General features: G+C 38.1%; 16 protein-coding genes. 10 read left to right on the plus strand and 6 right to left on the minus strand.

Annotated features, from left to right (window positions below; translation table 11 throughout):
- The first annotated feature begins 4 nt into the window (after positions 1-4).
- The 3 genes from bcp (at position 5) to VB797_RS26140 (ending at position 3,212) form a co-directional block, all read left to right on the plus strand.
- Positions 5-484, plus strand: a complete 480-nt coding sequence (gene bcp / locus VB797_RS26130) for a thioredoxin-dependent thiol peroxidase (protein ID WP_323240677.1) — start codon at positions 5-7, stop codon at positions 482-484.
- Between the two features lie 89 nt (positions 485-573).
- The gene (locus VB797_RS26135; RefSeq protein ID WP_323240678.1) at positions 574-1,737 is read left to right on the plus strand and encodes a pyridoxal phosphate-dependent aminotransferase; all 1,164 of its coding nucleotides are present in this window, start codon (positions 574-576) and stop codon (positions 1,735-1,737) included.
- Positions 1,738-1,979: 242 nt separating this feature from the next.
- A complete protein-coding gene (locus tag VB797_RS26140; RefSeq protein WP_323240679.1) occupies positions 1,980-3,212 on the plus strand; it encodes a restriction endonuclease subunit R in 1,233 nt (410 codons plus the stop codon).
- 200 nt (positions 3,213-3,412) lie between these two features.
- On the opposite strand, the gene VB797_RS26145 is transcribed toward VB797_RS26140, so the two are convergent.
- Positions 3,413-4,084 (minus strand): SDR family oxidoreductase, encoded by a 672-nt coding sequence (locus VB797_RS26145; RefSeq protein WP_323240680.1) that lies wholly within the window; start codon positions 4,082-4,084, stop codon positions 3,413-3,415.
- Positions 4,085-4,411: 327 nt separating this feature from the next.
- Here VB797_RS26145 and VB797_RS26150 point away from each other — a divergent pair, with 327 nt between their 5' ends.
- The 3 genes from VB797_RS26150 (at position 4,412) to VB797_RS26160 (ending at position 7,161) form a co-directional block, all read left to right on the plus strand.
- On the plus strand, positions 4,412-4,705 hold the full coding sequence (locus VB797_RS26150; RefSeq protein WP_323240681.1) for a hypothetical protein: 294 nt from the start codon (positions 4,412-4,414) through the stop codon (positions 4,703-4,705).
- Between the two features lie 125 nt (positions 4,706-4,830).
- Complete coding sequence (locus VB797_RS26155; protein ID WP_323240683.1) at positions 4,831-5,115, plus strand: hypothetical protein; 285 nt, start codon at positions 4,831-4,833, stop codon at positions 5,113-5,115.
- 291 nt (positions 5,116-5,406) lie between these two features.
- Entirely contained in the window at positions 5,407-7,161 is a 1,755-nt protein-coding gene (locus VB797_RS26160; protein WP_323240684.1) for a WD40 repeat domain-containing protein, read from the plus strand.
- 145 nt (positions 7,162-7,306) lie between these two features.
- Here VB797_RS26160 and VB797_RS26165 read toward each other — a convergent pair whose 3' ends face one another.
- Entirely contained in the window at positions 7,307-7,429 is a 123-nt protein-coding gene (locus VB797_RS26165; protein WP_323240685.1) for a hypothetical protein, read from the minus strand.
- 68 nt (positions 7,430-7,497) lie between these two features.
- Here VB797_RS26165 and VB797_RS26170 point away from each other — a divergent pair, with 68 nt between their 5' ends.
- The 3 genes from VB797_RS26170 (at position 7,498) to VB797_RS26180 (ending at position 9,953) form a co-directional block, all read left to right on the plus strand.
- Complete coding sequence (locus tag VB797_RS26170) at positions 7,498-7,815, plus strand: hypothetical protein (RefSeq protein ID WP_416350935.1); 318 nt, start codon at positions 7,498-7,500, stop codon at positions 7,813-7,815.
- Positions 7,815-8,177 (plus strand): aspartyl protease, encoded by a 363-nt coding sequence (locus tag VB797_RS26175; protein ID WP_323240688.1) that lies wholly within the window; start codon positions 7,815-7,817, stop codon positions 8,175-8,177. The genes VB797_RS26170 and VB797_RS26175 overlap by 1 nt, the downstream gene beginning before the upstream one ends.
- A 624-nt stretch (positions 8,178-8,801) precedes the next feature.
- A complete protein-coding gene (locus VB797_RS26180) occupies positions 8,802-9,953 on the plus strand; it encodes an AI-2E family transporter (protein ID WP_323240689.1) in 1,152 nt (383 codons plus the stop codon).
- A 109-nt stretch (positions 9,954-10,062) separates the two neighbouring features.
- Here the strand turns inward: VB797_RS26180 and VB797_RS26185 are convergent, their stop codons facing one another.
- Complete coding sequence (locus tag VB797_RS26185; protein WP_323240690.1) at positions 10,063-10,911, minus strand: tetratricopeptide repeat protein; 849 nt, start codon at positions 10,909-10,911, stop codon at positions 10,063-10,065.
- A gap of 393 nt (positions 10,912-11,304) precedes the next feature.
- Between VB797_RS26185 and VB797_RS26190 the strand changes: the two genes are divergently transcribed.
- Complete coding sequence (locus tag VB797_RS26190) at positions 11,305-12,360, plus strand: hypothetical protein (protein ID WP_323240691.1); 1,056 nt, start codon at positions 11,305-11,307, stop codon at positions 12,358-12,360.
- A 133-nt stretch (positions 12,361-12,493) separates the two neighbouring features.
- Here VB797_RS26190 and VB797_RS26195 read toward each other — a convergent pair whose 3' ends face one another.
- From VB797_RS26195 to cysE, 3 genes are all read right to left on the minus strand, one after another.
- Entirely contained in the window at positions 12,494-13,687 is a 1,194-nt protein-coding gene (locus VB797_RS26195) for a homocysteine biosynthesis protein (RefSeq protein ID WP_323240692.1), read from the minus strand.
- Positions 13,688-13,989: 302 nt separating this feature from the next.
- Positions 13,990-14,316 carry a type II toxin-antitoxin system PrlF family antitoxin gene (locus VB797_RS26200; protein ID WP_323240693.1) on the minus strand — a complete coding sequence of 109 codons (327 nt, stop codon included), beginning with the start codon at positions 14,314-14,316 and terminating at the stop codon, positions 13,990-13,992.
- Between the two features lie 155 nt (positions 14,317-14,471).
- Entirely contained in the window at positions 14,472-15,257 is a 786-nt protein-coding gene (gene cysE, locus VB797_RS26205) for a serine O-acetyltransferase (RefSeq protein WP_323240694.1), read from the minus strand.
- Positions 15,258-15,326 lie beyond the last annotated feature (69 nt).

A 15,326-nucleotide genomic window follows, 5' to 3' on the forward strand; every position in this document is an offset into this window, starting at 1 on the left:
CCCTATGTCACAGCTTACCGAAATTCCCAAAGTGGGAGAAAAAGCGCCATCATATAGTGCAACAAACCAAAATGGATTGGTGTTAGAAGTCCAATCTAGTTGGCTTGTTCTTTACTTTTATCCCAAAGACGATACACCGGGTTGTACTGTTGAAGCAAAAGATTTTAGCGAATATTCGCAACAATTTAACGATTTGGGAGCGAAAATTTTAGGGATTAGTCCCGATTCAGAACAATCTCACTCCAAATTTATTGACAAACATAATTTATCAATTCAGCTTTTAAGCGATCCGGAACACCAAATATGTGAAACTTATGGTGTATGGCAGTTAAAAAAGTTTATGGGTAAAGAATATATGGGAGTTGTACGCTCAACTTTTTTAATTTCACCTGATGGTAACTTAGCTCATGTATGGTCGAATGTGAGAACTAAAGGTCATGCTGAAAAAGTTTTGAAGAAGTTGCAGGAATTGCTTGCTGATTAGGGACTTCCAAATTAAAAAATATTTTCTGTAATCTCCTAACTTTCAACAAGAGGATAATCCAAAATCCAAAATCTAAAATCCAAAATTGAATGACGCTTATCTCTCGTATGCAGTCGGTACAGTCGCCGATTATTCCCGTTGTGGGGGAATTAATCAAAAACTCTCCTGGAACTATATCTTTAGGACAAGGTGTTGTTTCCTATTCTCCACCACGGTCAGCTATAGAATCTTTACCTCAATTTCTTGCAGATTCTTCCAATAATTTATACCAAGCTGTTGAGGGAATTCCCTCATTAATAAATACGCTAAAAGACAAATTAGCAGCTTTTAATCATATAGAAATTAACGAAAATAACTGTATTGTTGTTACCGCAGGCAGCAATATGGCGTTTATGAATGCCATTCTTGCAATTACTTCTCTTGGTGATCAAGTAATTTTAAATACGCCATATTATTTCAATCACGAAATGGCGATCGCAATGACTGGGTGTCATCCAGTTTTAGTAGAAACCGATGAAAATTATCAGTTACAACCCGATAAAATTCTTCAAGCAATTACCCCAAAAACGCGAGCAATAGTCACAATTTCACCCAACAATCCCACTGGAGCAGTTTATTCGCAAGAGTTGTTACAGGAAGTTAATTATATTTGTCAGCAACGAGGGATTTATCATATTAGCGATGAAGCTTACGAATATTTTACCTACGACGGTGTAAAACACTTTTCTCCCGGTGCATCGGCTGATAGTAGCGACTATACAATATCTTTATTTAGTCTTTCCAAAGCATACGGTTTCGCAAGCTGGCGCATCGGATACATGGTGATACCGCAACACTTACTTGCAGCAATAAAAAAAGTTCAAGATACAAACTTAATTTGTCCACCCGTAGTATCTCAATATGCAGCAATAGGAGCATTGCAAGCGAAACCGGAATACTTGAAAGATAATATTCAGGCGATCGCACAAGTTCGAGAATTGGTGATTGAATCTCTCAAGAGTCTTGAAGGTATCTGTACAATAGCTCCCGGAGATGGTGCTTTCTACTTCTTTTTGAAAGTACACACTCAAATGGATGCTTTTGAATTAGTTAAACGGCTGATTAACGAATATCAAGTAGCAGTACTTCCGGGAACTACCTTTGGGATGAATCAAGGGTGTTATTTACGAGTTGCTTACGGTGCGTTGCAAAAAGCAACCGCGAAAGAAGGTATTGAAAGATTGGTTTCGGGGTTGAGGGATATAAGTTATTGATATTGTTATCAAAGTATCTGTAATTCTTTGTTAACTTGGGACAATTGGTTTGTTATACGGAAACTTTCTGTATAATTAATAGCTGGACTACTTGCATTTTTGGTTGAGACAGCGCTTGAAGGTCATTTGTCAGTTCAGTATCGAAAGTTTCACGCAACTTCATTAGACAAGCAGCATTAACCGTGCAGTGTTGAAAAAATTTGTGATAGTGTTCTTAGCTTTTAAGTTTTAGGGTAATCAATATGACATTTGTAGACGATATAACGAAGGTTGCAGAACAAGTCCGAAAAAGGGCTGAAGCAGTGTCAAGCGAAGAAGCGACGAAAATGGGGCTAATTGTACCATTTTTTAGCACTCTCGGTTACGATGTTTTCGACCCAACAGAGGTTATCCCTGAATACGTAGCAGATTTTGCAATTAAGAAGTCAGGGCAAATGGAGAAAGTAGACTATGCCATATCAATCAGCAATGCGATCGTCATGCTTGTAGAGGCAAAAGCTCGTGACAAAAAGCCGGAAGCACATGATGGTCAGTTAAAAAGGTATTTCAACGGGTTACGTTCAGCCAAAGTTGCTATTGTTACAAACGGCATTGAATATCTCTTCTTCACAGATTTGCGTCATGAGAACATGATGGATGATGAACCTTTCTTTATCTTCAATATCCTTGACTACGACCAAAAGCAAGTTGAAAACTTAAAATTTTTTCACAGAGATAATTTTGATGCTCTTGTGATAAAGCGACACGCTGAAGAAATGGTTTATCTCACTGGAATGACTCAACTCATGGATAGCCTTCTGCGTTCTCCCTCTGATGAATTCATTCGGTTTCTAGTATCTCAACTTGGCAATGTTGGCTCTAGATATGCAATAGAAAGCAGAATTAATAACAAAGTCATTGAAAAATTCCGACCGATTGTGAAAAAATCTATTCAAGGAAGTCTGGTTGACTTAATGACCCAATCAATCAGTAAAGAGATGAGTCAATCTAATGAAATCTCTTCTCCCACACAGCTAATGGAAGAAGTCGAAGAAATTCAAGATGAAATAGAACAAAACTTAGAAGAAAGTAGAGTAGAAACAACTGCTGAAGAATTAGAAGCATTTGAGAAAGTTAAGGTAATCACAGCACAATCTCAAATTTACAACTTGGAGATCAAATACAAGGATGTAGTATCATATTTTGGATTGAATGTTGGCAAAGTAACATGGTGGTTTCTAAGGTTATATCTATCTCCGAAGAAAAAGAGTTTTGTGGCTCGTTTACCTATTGATGAAGTCAAGAAATTATCATTAGATTTTGAAGTTCAAGAGATGTCGGCTTCATTTGGAGATGCAACAGCAAGGGTGATTATTTCATCGATTAATGACTTGGATGTTCTTAGCGATTTGATTCTCAAATGCTATGAAACTGAAGTCTCGAAACGAATATCTGGGAAGGTAGTATCGTTGGGGGGGGCTGTTGGAAGTCACTAGTACAATAAGGCAAAAGTCAAAATAAAGTTGAATTTATCGTATTATGATAAATTTTTAGTGTTAGTCCCAATCAAAGCTTTAGTCACTGAGAATTGGACTTGAAAATGTTAAATCATTGGCATTACTGCGACAATTTTAATTATGTTATGGATGGCGCTCACCTTTATTTATAGGTAAGAAAAAATCTCCCAATCCCCAACTTAATCCAAAATCAATTTCTCAAACTCTGGCTGTCCGTAAATCATATTTTCATCAATTGCGGAAAGAACTTTATTGTTAGCTTTCTCCGAATTCAAACTGCGACAAACTAATTGCGCTACATCTGCACGATGAATTGTACCAGCAATCTTGGGGTCTTCAGTTAAAATTCCGTTTCCTGTAGCTGGTTCAGATTTTAATCCACCGGGACGAATCACTGTATAAGTTAATCCGCTAGCTATTAGATATTGTTCGGCTTTCTCTTTTTCGATTAAAACTGGTTTGAGTGTTTCCAAAGCTTGGGGAGGAATAGCATTTGCACTGTTTCCGCTACCGATAGAAGAAATTAAAATAAACTTTTTTACCCCTGCTTTAACTGCGGCATCAATGAGATTTTTATTTCCTAAATAATCAGCCCGTTCGCTGTCTTTGGGTACACCTCCAATAGTACTGATAACTGCGTCGATTGGTTCTTCTAAAATTGCGTTTTCTACATCATTTACATTTAAGGCATCTCCTAAAACGACTTTAATACCCATCTCTTCTAATTGCGATCGCGTATCTTCGGTTCTCAACAGCGCTTTGATTTGCAAATTTTGTGCAGTTAAACAATTGGCAATTTCTCTACCAACACCGCGACTTGCTCCAGCTAGAAAAATATTACTTATAATCATATAAATTTGAGTAATTAGATAGTAGACAATATTTCAACTATATCTTTTATTGGTTTCTTCAAACCATCTGAAATTGAAAAATCTACTGTAGTACATAATCATTGGGAAGAATTGGGAAATTATTCTAAATTCTGATAAACTCAATCGCTTTCATCAACCGCATTGAGAATCTATTCCTTAAAGACAAAAAAAATATAACTCGCGAAAGAGCAAATCTAAGTAGAAATTCCGATAAATTCGTAAATAACTAAATATCTGAATAATAAGTAGTCACTAAACAAAAAAGGTGATTACGGTCATTTTCAAAACGAAACAGAGGGCAAATATATGAATAACGAAGAAAAACAAGCTTTACCAGAAGATCCAGCTTTAGCAGAACCAGGAAAAGGTGCGCCCGGAAATAATCATAGCGCGGTGCAAATGGCACAAACAACCGCAGTGAATCCACCTGATGCAATAATTCCATCTAACGCTCCTACTGAAGAGAGCAAGCGTGAAGTTGAAGCTCTAGAGAAGCAAGAAGAAGGTACATTGCATACCACAGACGGTTATATTATTGATGAATCGGGTAAACTCGATAACTTTGCGGTTGAACCCAAAATGTATGTTGAAGAAAAATAATCTTGGAAATCAAAGCTACATAGGGCTATAACTTTTTTCAATCGAGTGTAATATTTTTTGTAGAGACGTGATTTGCGTCTCTTTATTTTTGGCGTTATTTTACTCAAAAGTTATTAGTAAAACTTATGGATGAATTACAAGAAGACCCGGAAAAACCCCAAAAAAGTGGTCGGGTTGCTGCTACATCTGTAATTTGGGGAGTTAGTGGAGGAATGCTCACAATTTGCATCCCGCTTGTAATTGTCACCAAAACTGGTGCGATTTTACCTCTAGCTACGATTGTAGGGGCAGCACTTGCCACTTTTGCGGTGTGGCTGGGAGAAAATAATAATTCTCAAGTTAAGCAATTAGAAGATAGAATCGCCTTTTTGGAAACAATTGTGACTACACAGAATTCTAATAAGGACTAGAAATAAACGGAAAAACTACACAATCCTTATAGTTTCGCTATAATTTACTTCCACAACAAACAATGAATCCTATTGTGTAAAAATTTAGTCTTAGTAGCTGTCTTTAATATCCATTATTATGTTACCGTAACTTTTAAACTACTGATTTAATTAGATTAACTGTATTAAAAAGAAACAAAATTATCTTTATTTATGGCATTTTTTATGGATATCCAGCAGTTTTACTTGATTAACGAGGAACAATCGCCTTGGTTTAAATTTACTTAATTATTCAAGGTTGTGCCTCAAGATATGGATGTTAATTCTATCAACTTATTAAAAGCTCAACAAGCCGACTTTCTTGAGCGAATCAAAAAGCCAAAGACTCATGACATTACTTTACTTGAAAGTAGTGTTAAAGGTTGTCATAGAGAATTTATGGCATTTTGGGGTGAAGGATTAACTTCACTCTTAGAAAAAGCTCGTTTACAAGCAGAAATTCTGGCAATAAATCCGCCACCAGTTCCATCTGAATATCCTGAAAACCCAGATTGGGCAATACCTTTTGTCACTTATTTTCAACACCAAGCCGAAGATTATTTATTACGAGAATTGATTGTTGAAGAAGTAATGAAAGGTTGTTTTGGTAAGCTAGTGAAAAAAATACCCCAAGATGCTTTAAATAATATTGGGTTGGATGATGAAGGAAATCTTAGAGGTGAAAGTAAATTTTCTTTTTTAGTTACAGATAATCCTGAAGTCAAAATTCGAGTTTGCGTTGCTGATTCAGAAAGTTTTAATGGAATCAAAAAAGATAAAGTGCGATGGACAATTACTCAAGAAGATTTAAATAATTACCAAATATTATTTTTTTTATGCTTGTTTTTCCCCGGTTCCGGTCAAAGAGGATATGAGAAAGAAGCAGTAATTACTGGCTTTTTACCGGCTAACCAAATTGAATTTAATGGTTTGCAAACTCATGTTAAACCAAGCAAATTACTGTATGCCGGAGGATTAAATTGGTACTTAAACGTATTTAAAAATCAACAAATGCCAAATGAAGCCCAGGTGATCCAGGAAGCTAAAACAATGCCAATTTGTGCAGAGCATTCTTCGGAAAACATCATAGGCGAATGGCAATGTTTACAGACTTTAGTCGGACATATTAATGGAATTAATTGTATTGCTTTAAAACCTAAAGATAAAAGTAGTTCACAATCCTTAATAGCTAGTGGAAGTCGAGGAGAAATAAAGCTGTGGGATTTACAAAAAAGTGATTTAATCGCGACTTTATCGGAATATCCTTGGGTTCGGACTGGGGTTGTAGATGAAGTTAATTATTTAGCCTTTAGTCCTGATGGACAAACTTTAGCAAGTGGTGGAGCCGATTCTACTATAAAAATGTGGCATTTAGGTGCTAAAGACTTAATTGATATCATGCATAAACATAATGGCATGGTGCGCTGCGTTGCTTTTACTCCTAATGGTAGGATGTTAGCTACAGGTGGTGACGATCGCAAAATTCAGTTTTGGGATATGACCGAGCGTCAAGTTTCGATGACGCTTTCTTTAGATGATACTGCGGCTCATTCTTTAATTTTTAGTCAAGATGGAAAGACTTTAATTACAGGAAGCTACCGCAAAATAAAAGTATGGGAAATCTGCCCCAATCAAGAATTATCTTGCGTAAATGCAGAATTACAGCACTCTTTCGCAGGTCATTCTCATATAGTTCGTTCTTTAGCTATGACTAGAGATGGAAAAATTCTGGTGAGTGCAAGTAGGGATAAAACAATTAAAATTTGGCATTTGAAAACAGGACAATTGCTCCGCACTCTTGAAGGACATATTGATGGAGTATATGCGGTAGCATTGAGTCAAGATGAGCAAATTATTGCCAGTGGAAGTGCTGATAAAACGATTAAATTATGGCATTTAGAAACGGGAGAGTTACTCAATACTTTTACAGGTCATACTAACACCGTAACTGCGGTAGCTTTTGCCGATAAAAATATTTTAGTCAGCGGTAGTTTGGATAAAACGATTAAAATTTGGCAGAGAATTTAAGCTGGCGGTTGAAACCGCGTCTACACATACAAGCTAAATCGCCCTCACTCTAGAAGAGTGGGGCTACCCAAACAAAGCCTACCTGCGTAGGCTGAATTGGGGGCATCTTTATACAGAAACGTTATTAGCTATGAATTTTGTCACGTCACGCACCACTAACTTGTTTTTGAAAAATTTCTACTACTTTCCCAACACCATTTTCCGAACGAATTTTTTCTCTTAAAATAGCAGCACGTTTCCGTATTGATTGATTTTCAACTGCATTCATTATTTTCCAAAAACGATTTAAACAAGACATCGATTGTAAAATATCTATATTCATGAAGAAACAAAACAATTATGAAAGAAAAGCAGACTCGCACCGCTCGTAGAGGACGGATATTTCCCGAAATACAGTGGACGGAGGAACAAAAAGCGCAAAGAGAAGCCGAACGCGAGGCTTTTTACCAGCGCTGCAAACCAATATTTGATAAAGTTAAATCTGACTTAATTGCAACTCACTACAACTGGTATGTTGCTGTTGAACCGGATAGTGGTGACTATTTTATTGATAAAAATTTGGAAATCGCTTCCCGTCAATGTCGTGACAAGCATCCTGATAAAATACATCATAGTTTCCGAATTAATGAAACTGGGGCTTGTGGCACAATCTAATGAACGGATTTTTTGGTGAGGAGGATTCTCTGCTTTTTGAAATATCATTAATAGCCTCGGACGGATTAGAATTACCAGTTGATGCAATGTTTGATACTGGGTTTTCTGATTTTTTAGCGATTAATGGTCAAGATATAGATGCACTAGCGTGGGAACGTTTGCGAGAACAAACAATGCGGACTGCGCGGGGGGATGTAAGATTTGATATTTATATTGGTAAAGTAATATTTGGCGGTCAAGCATACGATATCCCCGTTCATGTTGGTGAAGATTTATCCGAAGTTCTACTTGGTCGTCAATGGTTGCAAAATATGCGTTTAATAGTAGATATTTCCTCGGATGTATTAACTCTAGGAAATTGAAAGATACCGCATTTGTAGATGTTCTTTTTGTATTCAAAAATTACTTATCTAAAATACAAATTAATTTATACGTCACCTAATTTATTATATAAATTGGCGAAAAGACTTTATTAAGTATTTATTCTCACCAATTATTCTAACCAATATAGCCATATAGCTAAACTTAGATGAACAACCAATTTATATTTCTATTAAAAGTCTTGCTTCTCTCCGCAGCTATTTCGGTTTTTATTAAATACCTAGCTCCCAGTTTGTCTATTCCGGAAACAGCAACCAACGCTTTGATTATTGTATTGTTACCTAATGTTATTGTAGCTGCTATTTTATTATGGCAACTATCCAGAAAACCAAAAATTAACTAAAATTACTTAGGCAGAAGTAGTTAATATCAGCTAATCTAGTACCGCTGAGCGTAAATAAAGTACCCATTCATAATCCCAATTGATGTGATAAGAATGGAACGCACTCCAATCTTTAGAAGTCGGGTTTTTATAAAATTATAAGTGTATTACAGACACGTATTCTAAAAACCCGATTTCTGAATCAAGGTTACTTTACTTACGCCAACCTGTACTAGCAACATCATCGGTAAATAATAGTTTGCCTCAAACTAGGAGTTAAAGCGTGAATTTGGGTCAATGGATTGGTTTAATTGCCTTAACAGTTTCTTTGTATATTCTGTGGCAAATCAAAGAAGTAATTTTACTCATATTTGCCGCAGTTGTTTTAGCTACAACATTAAATAGATTGGCTCGACGGTTGCAACGCTTGGGTCTCAAACGCGGCTTTGCAAAATTTCTGTCAATAGTTATCTTTTTATTAGGGGTAATTGGTTTTTTCTGGTTAATTGTGCCATCCTTTATAGTTCAGTTTCAGGAATTAAGCTATCAAATTCCTAAAGCTTTGATACGTCTCAATGCTTGGTTTTTAGAATTGAGAGGACGGCTTCCGACTCAAGTGACTCCATCTATCCCTGATATAAATAGTTTGATACAGCAAGCCCAACCATTTGTCAATCGTGGTTTGGAAAGCACTTTTGCTTTAGTTTCTGGTTCCTTAGAAGTAATTCTGAAAGTTTTATTAGTATTAGTTTTAACAGGGATGTTTATTGCAGACCCTGTATCTTACCGTAAATTATTTGTTAGACTTTTTCCTTCGTTTTACCGACGTAGAGTAGAAGGAATTTTAGACCAATGTGAAGTTTCTTTAGAAGGTTGGATAACTGGTGCTTCGATCGCAATGTTCCTAGTAGCATTTTTGAGTTTAATTGGACTAACCGTTTTACAGGTAAGGTCGGCTTTAGCTTTGGCAGTTTTGGCTGGATTTTTGAACTTGATTCCTAATTTGGGTCCAACCTTGAGCGTTTTGCCAGCAATGGCGATCGCGCTTTTAGATTCTCCCTGGAAACCACTTGCTGTCCTAGTTTTATACTTTTTCATCCAGCAGATTGAAAGTAATTTTATTACGCCTATGGTTATGGCGCAACAACTTTCTTTACTACCAGCAGTAACCTTAATATCTCAACTATTCTTCGTTACATTCTTCGGCTTTCTAGGATTATTTTTAGCATTACCTCTAACCGTAGTCGCAAAAATTTGGATGCAAGAAATAGTAGTCAAAGATGTTTTAGATCAATGGAATCTTAAATCAAAAACTACGACTGAATGCGTGATTGTTGCCGACAACGTAGAAATAAATACATCAGAAGAATCTGTCATAATTGAGAGCGATCGGCAAATTTTAGATGAAAATATTGAAGATGAAAGCGTAAAATAAGATTTATTAATAAGCAGGGAAGAGTTAAGAGTTATTCTTCCCCTTATCCCCCCATCCCCCTATCTCCCCATCTCCCCATCCCCCTATCTCCCCATCTCCCCATCTCCCATTACTCGGGTGAAGCTGAAGGGGAAGGAGTCGGAACGGGAGTTGCGCTAGCTTGTCTGTTGATTTCGTCTTTATAACGAGCCGGTGCTAAAGATGCTGCTTGGTCAAATAATGGTTGTGCTTCTTCGGTTTTACCTTGGTCTTTGAGAACCATCGCTTTCGCTAAAAGTGGACGAAAATCTTTCGGATCGTTTTTAATTATTTTGTCGTAAGTTGATAAGGCTTGAGCATAACGTTTCTCCTTAGCATAAACATTACCCAATAAAACTTCAACGGCACTAATATCTACACTATTTGGTTCAATTTGATTTGCCTTTTGGGCTTTATCTAAACTTTCTTGGAGTAAACCAATTGCAGCTTCAGGGCGTTTTTGCTCTAATAGAAGCGCTACCATACCTTGTAAAGCTGGCAAGTCTCCTGGTTTGGTTTCCAAAACCGTGCGGTAAGCTTGAGCGGCTCCTTCTTTATCACCTGTTTGCTGCTTTGCTTGGGCTAAGAGTACAGCGTATCTTGTTTCTTCGGGGTTAAGTTTTGATAACTTTTCTAAAGGTGTAATTACCCCTTTGATGTCGCCTTGTCCTAATCTAAGTAACTGGAGACGATTTTCTAATAATCCTTGAAGTGCCGTTTGATTTTCTGGTTCTCGCAATAAAACTTGTTCGTAACCCCGTACAGCATCTTCTAATTTTGACTTTTGAGTTGAAGCAGAATTTCCCGTGTTACTAGAGGCATTATCCGATTGAGAATCATTGAAAGCCGCTATGATAGGAACCATTGACCCTCCCACAAGAGCAACAACAGCTATTATCAGCACGATTTTCACAAACCATCCATTACGACCTTGAGACACTTTCTTTATCCTTTATTTTGAATGTAATATTTTAATGAAATAATTGAAAGTAAGGAATTGACCTGACAAAAAATTCTTAAAACTTTACGGAATACCGTGTGTTACTTGTGAACTTTATAACAAATAACTAACTTAGTTGCCGTATTGCAAATAACGACTTTAGGAGGAATAGTCTGAAATTGTAGCTATGGTATGCTTTTGTTCCTAGTGTAAAGGCGCTAAATTACACTTAATGGTGTGTTATGCGAAACCTCGCAACACTAATATCTCATATAGTTACCAGCTTTCGGCTGTCTTAATCGGAAATATATCCGCTAAGCGCCGTTTCAATGCTCATGAGAGCAATCTTTGTAAAGTCCCATATGGGATGTGTCTCCGCCGCAAGGAGTTTTTATGAATTCCGACCTGATGCCGTCTTCTGAATCGTCCGAATCAACTGATTTATCTGCTTCTATGGAAGCGCAAAATAACAGCGTGGAACCATCTTCTAACGCTGATAGTAAAGATCAAACTCAAATTGAGACTAACTCAACCGAGAGCGAATCAACCCAAACTAACGAAATCGCAAGGCAACAACCAATTCCTCCGCCTTCCGAACCAATGCAGTACCGAGCAATCGGCTTAGTACGCGGTCGTTATGTTGCTACCAGCGAACAATTTACTCAAGGTGCGTTGGTTACTCCAGATAATGTCGAACTCGATGCCGTCCTTTTAGGTCGGATTATGAGTTTGGTCAAAAATCATCTGGATTTAGAAAAAGACCATTTGTGGGTAGTTTATCCACGCACTCGACAAGAAAACGACAATCTTCATCTCCAAATTGTTGGAGTTTGGGAGCCAGAAAAGCTGGCTGTAAACCGCCAAACCAATGAGGAGTCCCCGTCAACTCAAGCTGACACTGAAGGGAATACGCCAACTTCAAGTAAGTCAGAGGATGACTCGTCATCCCTAACGTCTAAAGATCCAGCAGGTGAACTTACACCTTCATCAGAAATTCCAGATGGTGGTTTTTCCGTTCGTGGTGAAGTAGTTTACCAATCTTTTGACGCGGGGAACTTGGTGGTTAAAATCAAGCAAGCACCCCGCAAAAATGACGATAAACCCAAGTATTTCAAGCTGAAACTCACGGGTAAACTAGAAACCAAAGCTGTTGGCAAATTCTGGGATTTCAAAGTCCAGCGAGAAGCAGACCTCTTGATCATAGAAAAGGCTGATTTCATCGCCGATTTACCCAAGAAACGCCGACCTCCCTTTAATAAAGGAGGAGGAGGAGGAAGACCATCTTACCGAGGTGGACCTGGAGGTGGTAAACCGTCGTATAACAGACGAAGTAGCGGTGAAACCCCACGTCCAGTCAAAAAAGCAGGTCAGTCAACCGATGCACCCAAACCAACGAATAATCGACCTACTCCTAAGCCAGTGAAACGACAGAAGCCACCCGACGAATAAAGGGATGGGGGGATGGGGAGAAAGAGTTAAGAGTTAAGAGTTAAGAGTTAAGAGTTATGAGTTAATAGTTATTACACCTTTGACCTTTGACCTTTGACCTTTCACCTTTAACCCATGCCCAATTTTTAAGTATTTAAAACTCCTTCCAACGGTCTTGGGGGACAAAAGACCTGTCCATTGAAATTGGCGCAACTGGCTCAGTAAGCGTAAATTTACCTAGTTGAATCCATTGTTTCAATTCAATAGCGACCTGTCGGGAGAGAAATATACTTGCTAAAGGTGCTACTCTTACTGTTTTTCCGTCAATGGTGATGCGTCCAGATTTGAGTTGGGTATAGCTAACTAAACCAAAGGTAGGACGTACCCGTCGGGGAATAGAAAAGTCTACAATCGGCGCGACGATATCTTTATCTTGGACGGCACAACGTTCTACTACTTGCTCGTTTAATACTGGGAACGGTACGCCGACTCCCAGCATTATCGAAGGGCCATAATTGTGAAAATAACAGCCTCTTACCCAACGCGCATCCATTTGTTTAGCATCACCAATTAAAGCTAAAGTTGCCCCTGGTCCAATTGGAGTCTCATTGGGTAAACGTTTCTGCATCGGATTATGTTGCGTACCTTCCCAGGTAACGTAACCAATTCCACCACCTAAAAAAATTCGCGTCCCAATACCCACAAGCTGTAAATATGGGTCGTTTATCAAGGGTGAAATCGCACCGGGATTCGAGTAAACCGCATTTCCTAAACGTGGCTGTAGCAAACCCAGATAAGTATAAAGCGATCGCTCCCCACCGTTAACGCCTACGATAAAATTTTGATATAGATTGCGCGGATTAAATAAATAAAATTGATTTATAGTATCGCGAGTAATAGTAGTTTCAAAGCTAGCTCTAGGGTAACAATCAGTCACTTGTCCCTGCGCTCTTACCTGTACTGGTTTACCTGCGATTAAATCTTCTATAACATTACCACCGCCGCGCATTATCTTAGAAGCCGCTTCACCACTACGTACTTCTTCCCCTTCCAAAGGTTCAGCAACACTACTAGCACCTAAATATAAATCTACCGCGCCAAAACCCGAATATGCCGGAACTCCATCCAAAGTGCAACGGCGAATTTTTATCGGTGGGTCGGTATGTCCAAGGTTAATAATGGCACCGCTTGATTCCATTTGCTCGAAAGTGCCAGTAGTAATTACATCAACTTGTTTCGCAGCTTTAGCAACACCTATTTCTACGACCTTTGCTTTTAATTCTTCAACCGTTAACACTACCGCTTTTTTAGAGTTGATTTTATCGTTTATCTCAGCAATAGTTCGCATATTATATGTATAAATAATGGATAAAGAATATATTAAGAAAAAAATCTAAAGTTTCTTAAATTGTTCACGATGACGTTATAGCTCACTCTTCGCTGTCAAATCTCCGAATCATCTAAAAGTTCATTTATCTTTTCTAAGCGATTAGACTCAGCTTTTGCTTCTTCAAAAAGGCTATTCCAATCATCAGGGGGACAATCGTTATTAAGCATTTTCTTGAAGACGTTCTTCAAATTGGTTAAGAAAAACAGGATGTGCAAAAATATTCCATCCATTAATTATTAAGCGTTGACTATCTGACAAAATTATTCATCCTCGTCAGATAATGTTGCATCAAGATCCAACTCAATACGGTCAATTAAAGATTGAGTTCGATTAAACAAATCGGAATTGATTGGTTTAATGTTTTGAGGATTTTGGCTCATATCTTGAGCTAAAAAGTTGAGAAACTTGCCAAGTACAGGGTCTTCCTGTTCTACACGAGACATTATTACTTGACCATTTGGCTCAATAATGTAGTGAATCTTATCACGTTTATTCAAGCGCAATGCTTTTCGCACATTTTCAGGAACCGTAGTTTGATATCGGTCAGTAAGAGTCGATTCTGCTTGAAAATTTAATCTTTCAGTCATAAGTTTTTCTGTACTTATAAATTAGATTATATATTACTAAAAATACCCGCAGCCTAGAAGGCTGGGGCTAATATTGCAAAGCCTACCTGCGTAGGCTAAATTAAGCGCATCTTTATCAAGAAACGGTATAACTAATTACTATTAACTCCTAACTCCTAAATCCCCGATCCATCCAAAAACTCATCGATCGCTTTATCTTCTAAACGACAACGAGTATGATTTTGTCTCAAGTGCGTTTCTAATACATGAACGACGGCAGGATTTTCGCTTAAAACTGATTTAACAATAGTTTCTGAAACGTGATGCTGTTTTTCTTGTAAATGCTCAATTTGCTGTTCTAAATGCTCAATTCTATCTACCAAAGCGCGTATTGCTTGAGCTTCGGCATCCGGCAAACGACCGTGTTCCAATGGGTCAACTTTTACACCAGAGCGATAAACAATTCTACCGGGAACGCCTACAACAGTACAATCGGAAGGTACATCTCGCAACACCACCGAACCCGCACCGATACGCACGTTGTTACCGATTTGGAGATTTCCTAAAACTTTCGCACCGGCTCCAACGACTACGCATTCTCCCAAGGTGGGGTGACGTTTACCCGTTTCTTTACCAGTACCACCCAAAGTAACACCTTGATAAATCAGCGCGTAGTCTCCGATAATTGCCGTTTCACCAATTACTACACCCATTCCGTGGTCAATAAATACACCCTTACCAATCGTTGCTCCTGGGTGAATTTCTACTCCAGTCAAAAAACGCGCTAAATGAGAAGTTAAGCGAGGCAAAAAAGGAACTCCGACATTACGCATCCAGCGAGCCATTCTGTGTAGTAGTAAGGCTTGCAAACCAGGATAGCAAAATAATACTTCTAACCAGTTACGAGCTGCTGGGTCACGTTCAAATATAATACGAAAGTCAGTAATAAGTGTTGATAACACGAGTTCGCACCCTCGGAAAGCCTTTACACGAGCTACAGTTTATCTTACCGCCCAATGGGAAGAAAAGAG

Origin of the sequence: Rivularia sp. UHCC 0363 (genome assembly GCF_034931125.1) — a bacterium.
Classification (GTDB): domain Bacteria; phylum Cyanobacteriota; class Cyanobacteriia; order Cyanobacteriales; family Nostocaceae; genus Rivularia.

Bases quoted from the DNA above. Each gene is read 5' to 3' on its own strand.
- VB797_RS26145 (WP_323240680.1), bottom strand. From the start codon at position 4,084: ATGATTATAAGTAATATTTTTCTAGCTGGAGCAAGTCGCGGTGTTGGT.
- VB797_RS26200 (WP_323240693.1), bottom strand. From the start codon at position 14,316: ATGACTGAAAGATTAAATTTTCAAGCAGAATCGACTCTTACTGACCGA.
- VB797_RS26175 (WP_323240688.1), top strand. From the start codon at position 7,815: ATGAACGGATTTTTTGGTGAGGAGGATTCTCTGCTTTTTGAAATATCA.
- VB797_RS26190 (WP_323240691.1), top strand. From the start codon at position 11,305: ATGAATTCCGACCTGATGCCGTCTTCTGAATCGTCCGAATCAACTGAT.
- VB797_RS26160 (WP_323240684.1), top strand. From the start codon at position 5,407: ATGGATGTTAATTCTATCAACTTATTAAAAGCTCAACAAGCCGACTTT.
- VB797_RS26150 (WP_323240681.1), top strand. From the start codon at position 4,412: ATGAATAACGAAGAAAAACAAGCTTTACCAGAAGATCCAGCTTTAGCA.
- VB797_RS26155 (WP_323240683.1), top strand. From the start codon at position 4,831: ATGGATGAATTACAAGAAGACCCGGAAAAACCCCAAAAAAGTGGTCGG.
- bcp (WP_323240677.1), top strand. From the start codon at position 5: ATGTCACAGCTTACCGAAATTCCCAAAGTGGGAGAAAAAGCGCCATCA.
- VB797_RS26140 (WP_323240679.1), top strand. From the start codon at position 1,980: ATGACATTTGTAGACGATATAACGAAGGTTGCAGAACAAGTCCGAAAA.
- VB797_RS26165 (WP_323240685.1), bottom strand. From the start codon at position 7,429: ATGAATGCAGTTGAAAATCAATCAATACGGAAACGTGCTGCTATTTTA.
- VB797_RS26135 (WP_323240678.1), top strand. From the start codon at position 574: ATGACGCTTATCTCTCGTATGCAGTCGGTACAGTCGCCGATTATTCCC.
- VB797_RS26195 (WP_323240692.1), bottom strand. From the start codon at position 13,687: ATGCGAACTATTGCTGAGATAAACGATAAAATCAACTCTAAAAAAGCG.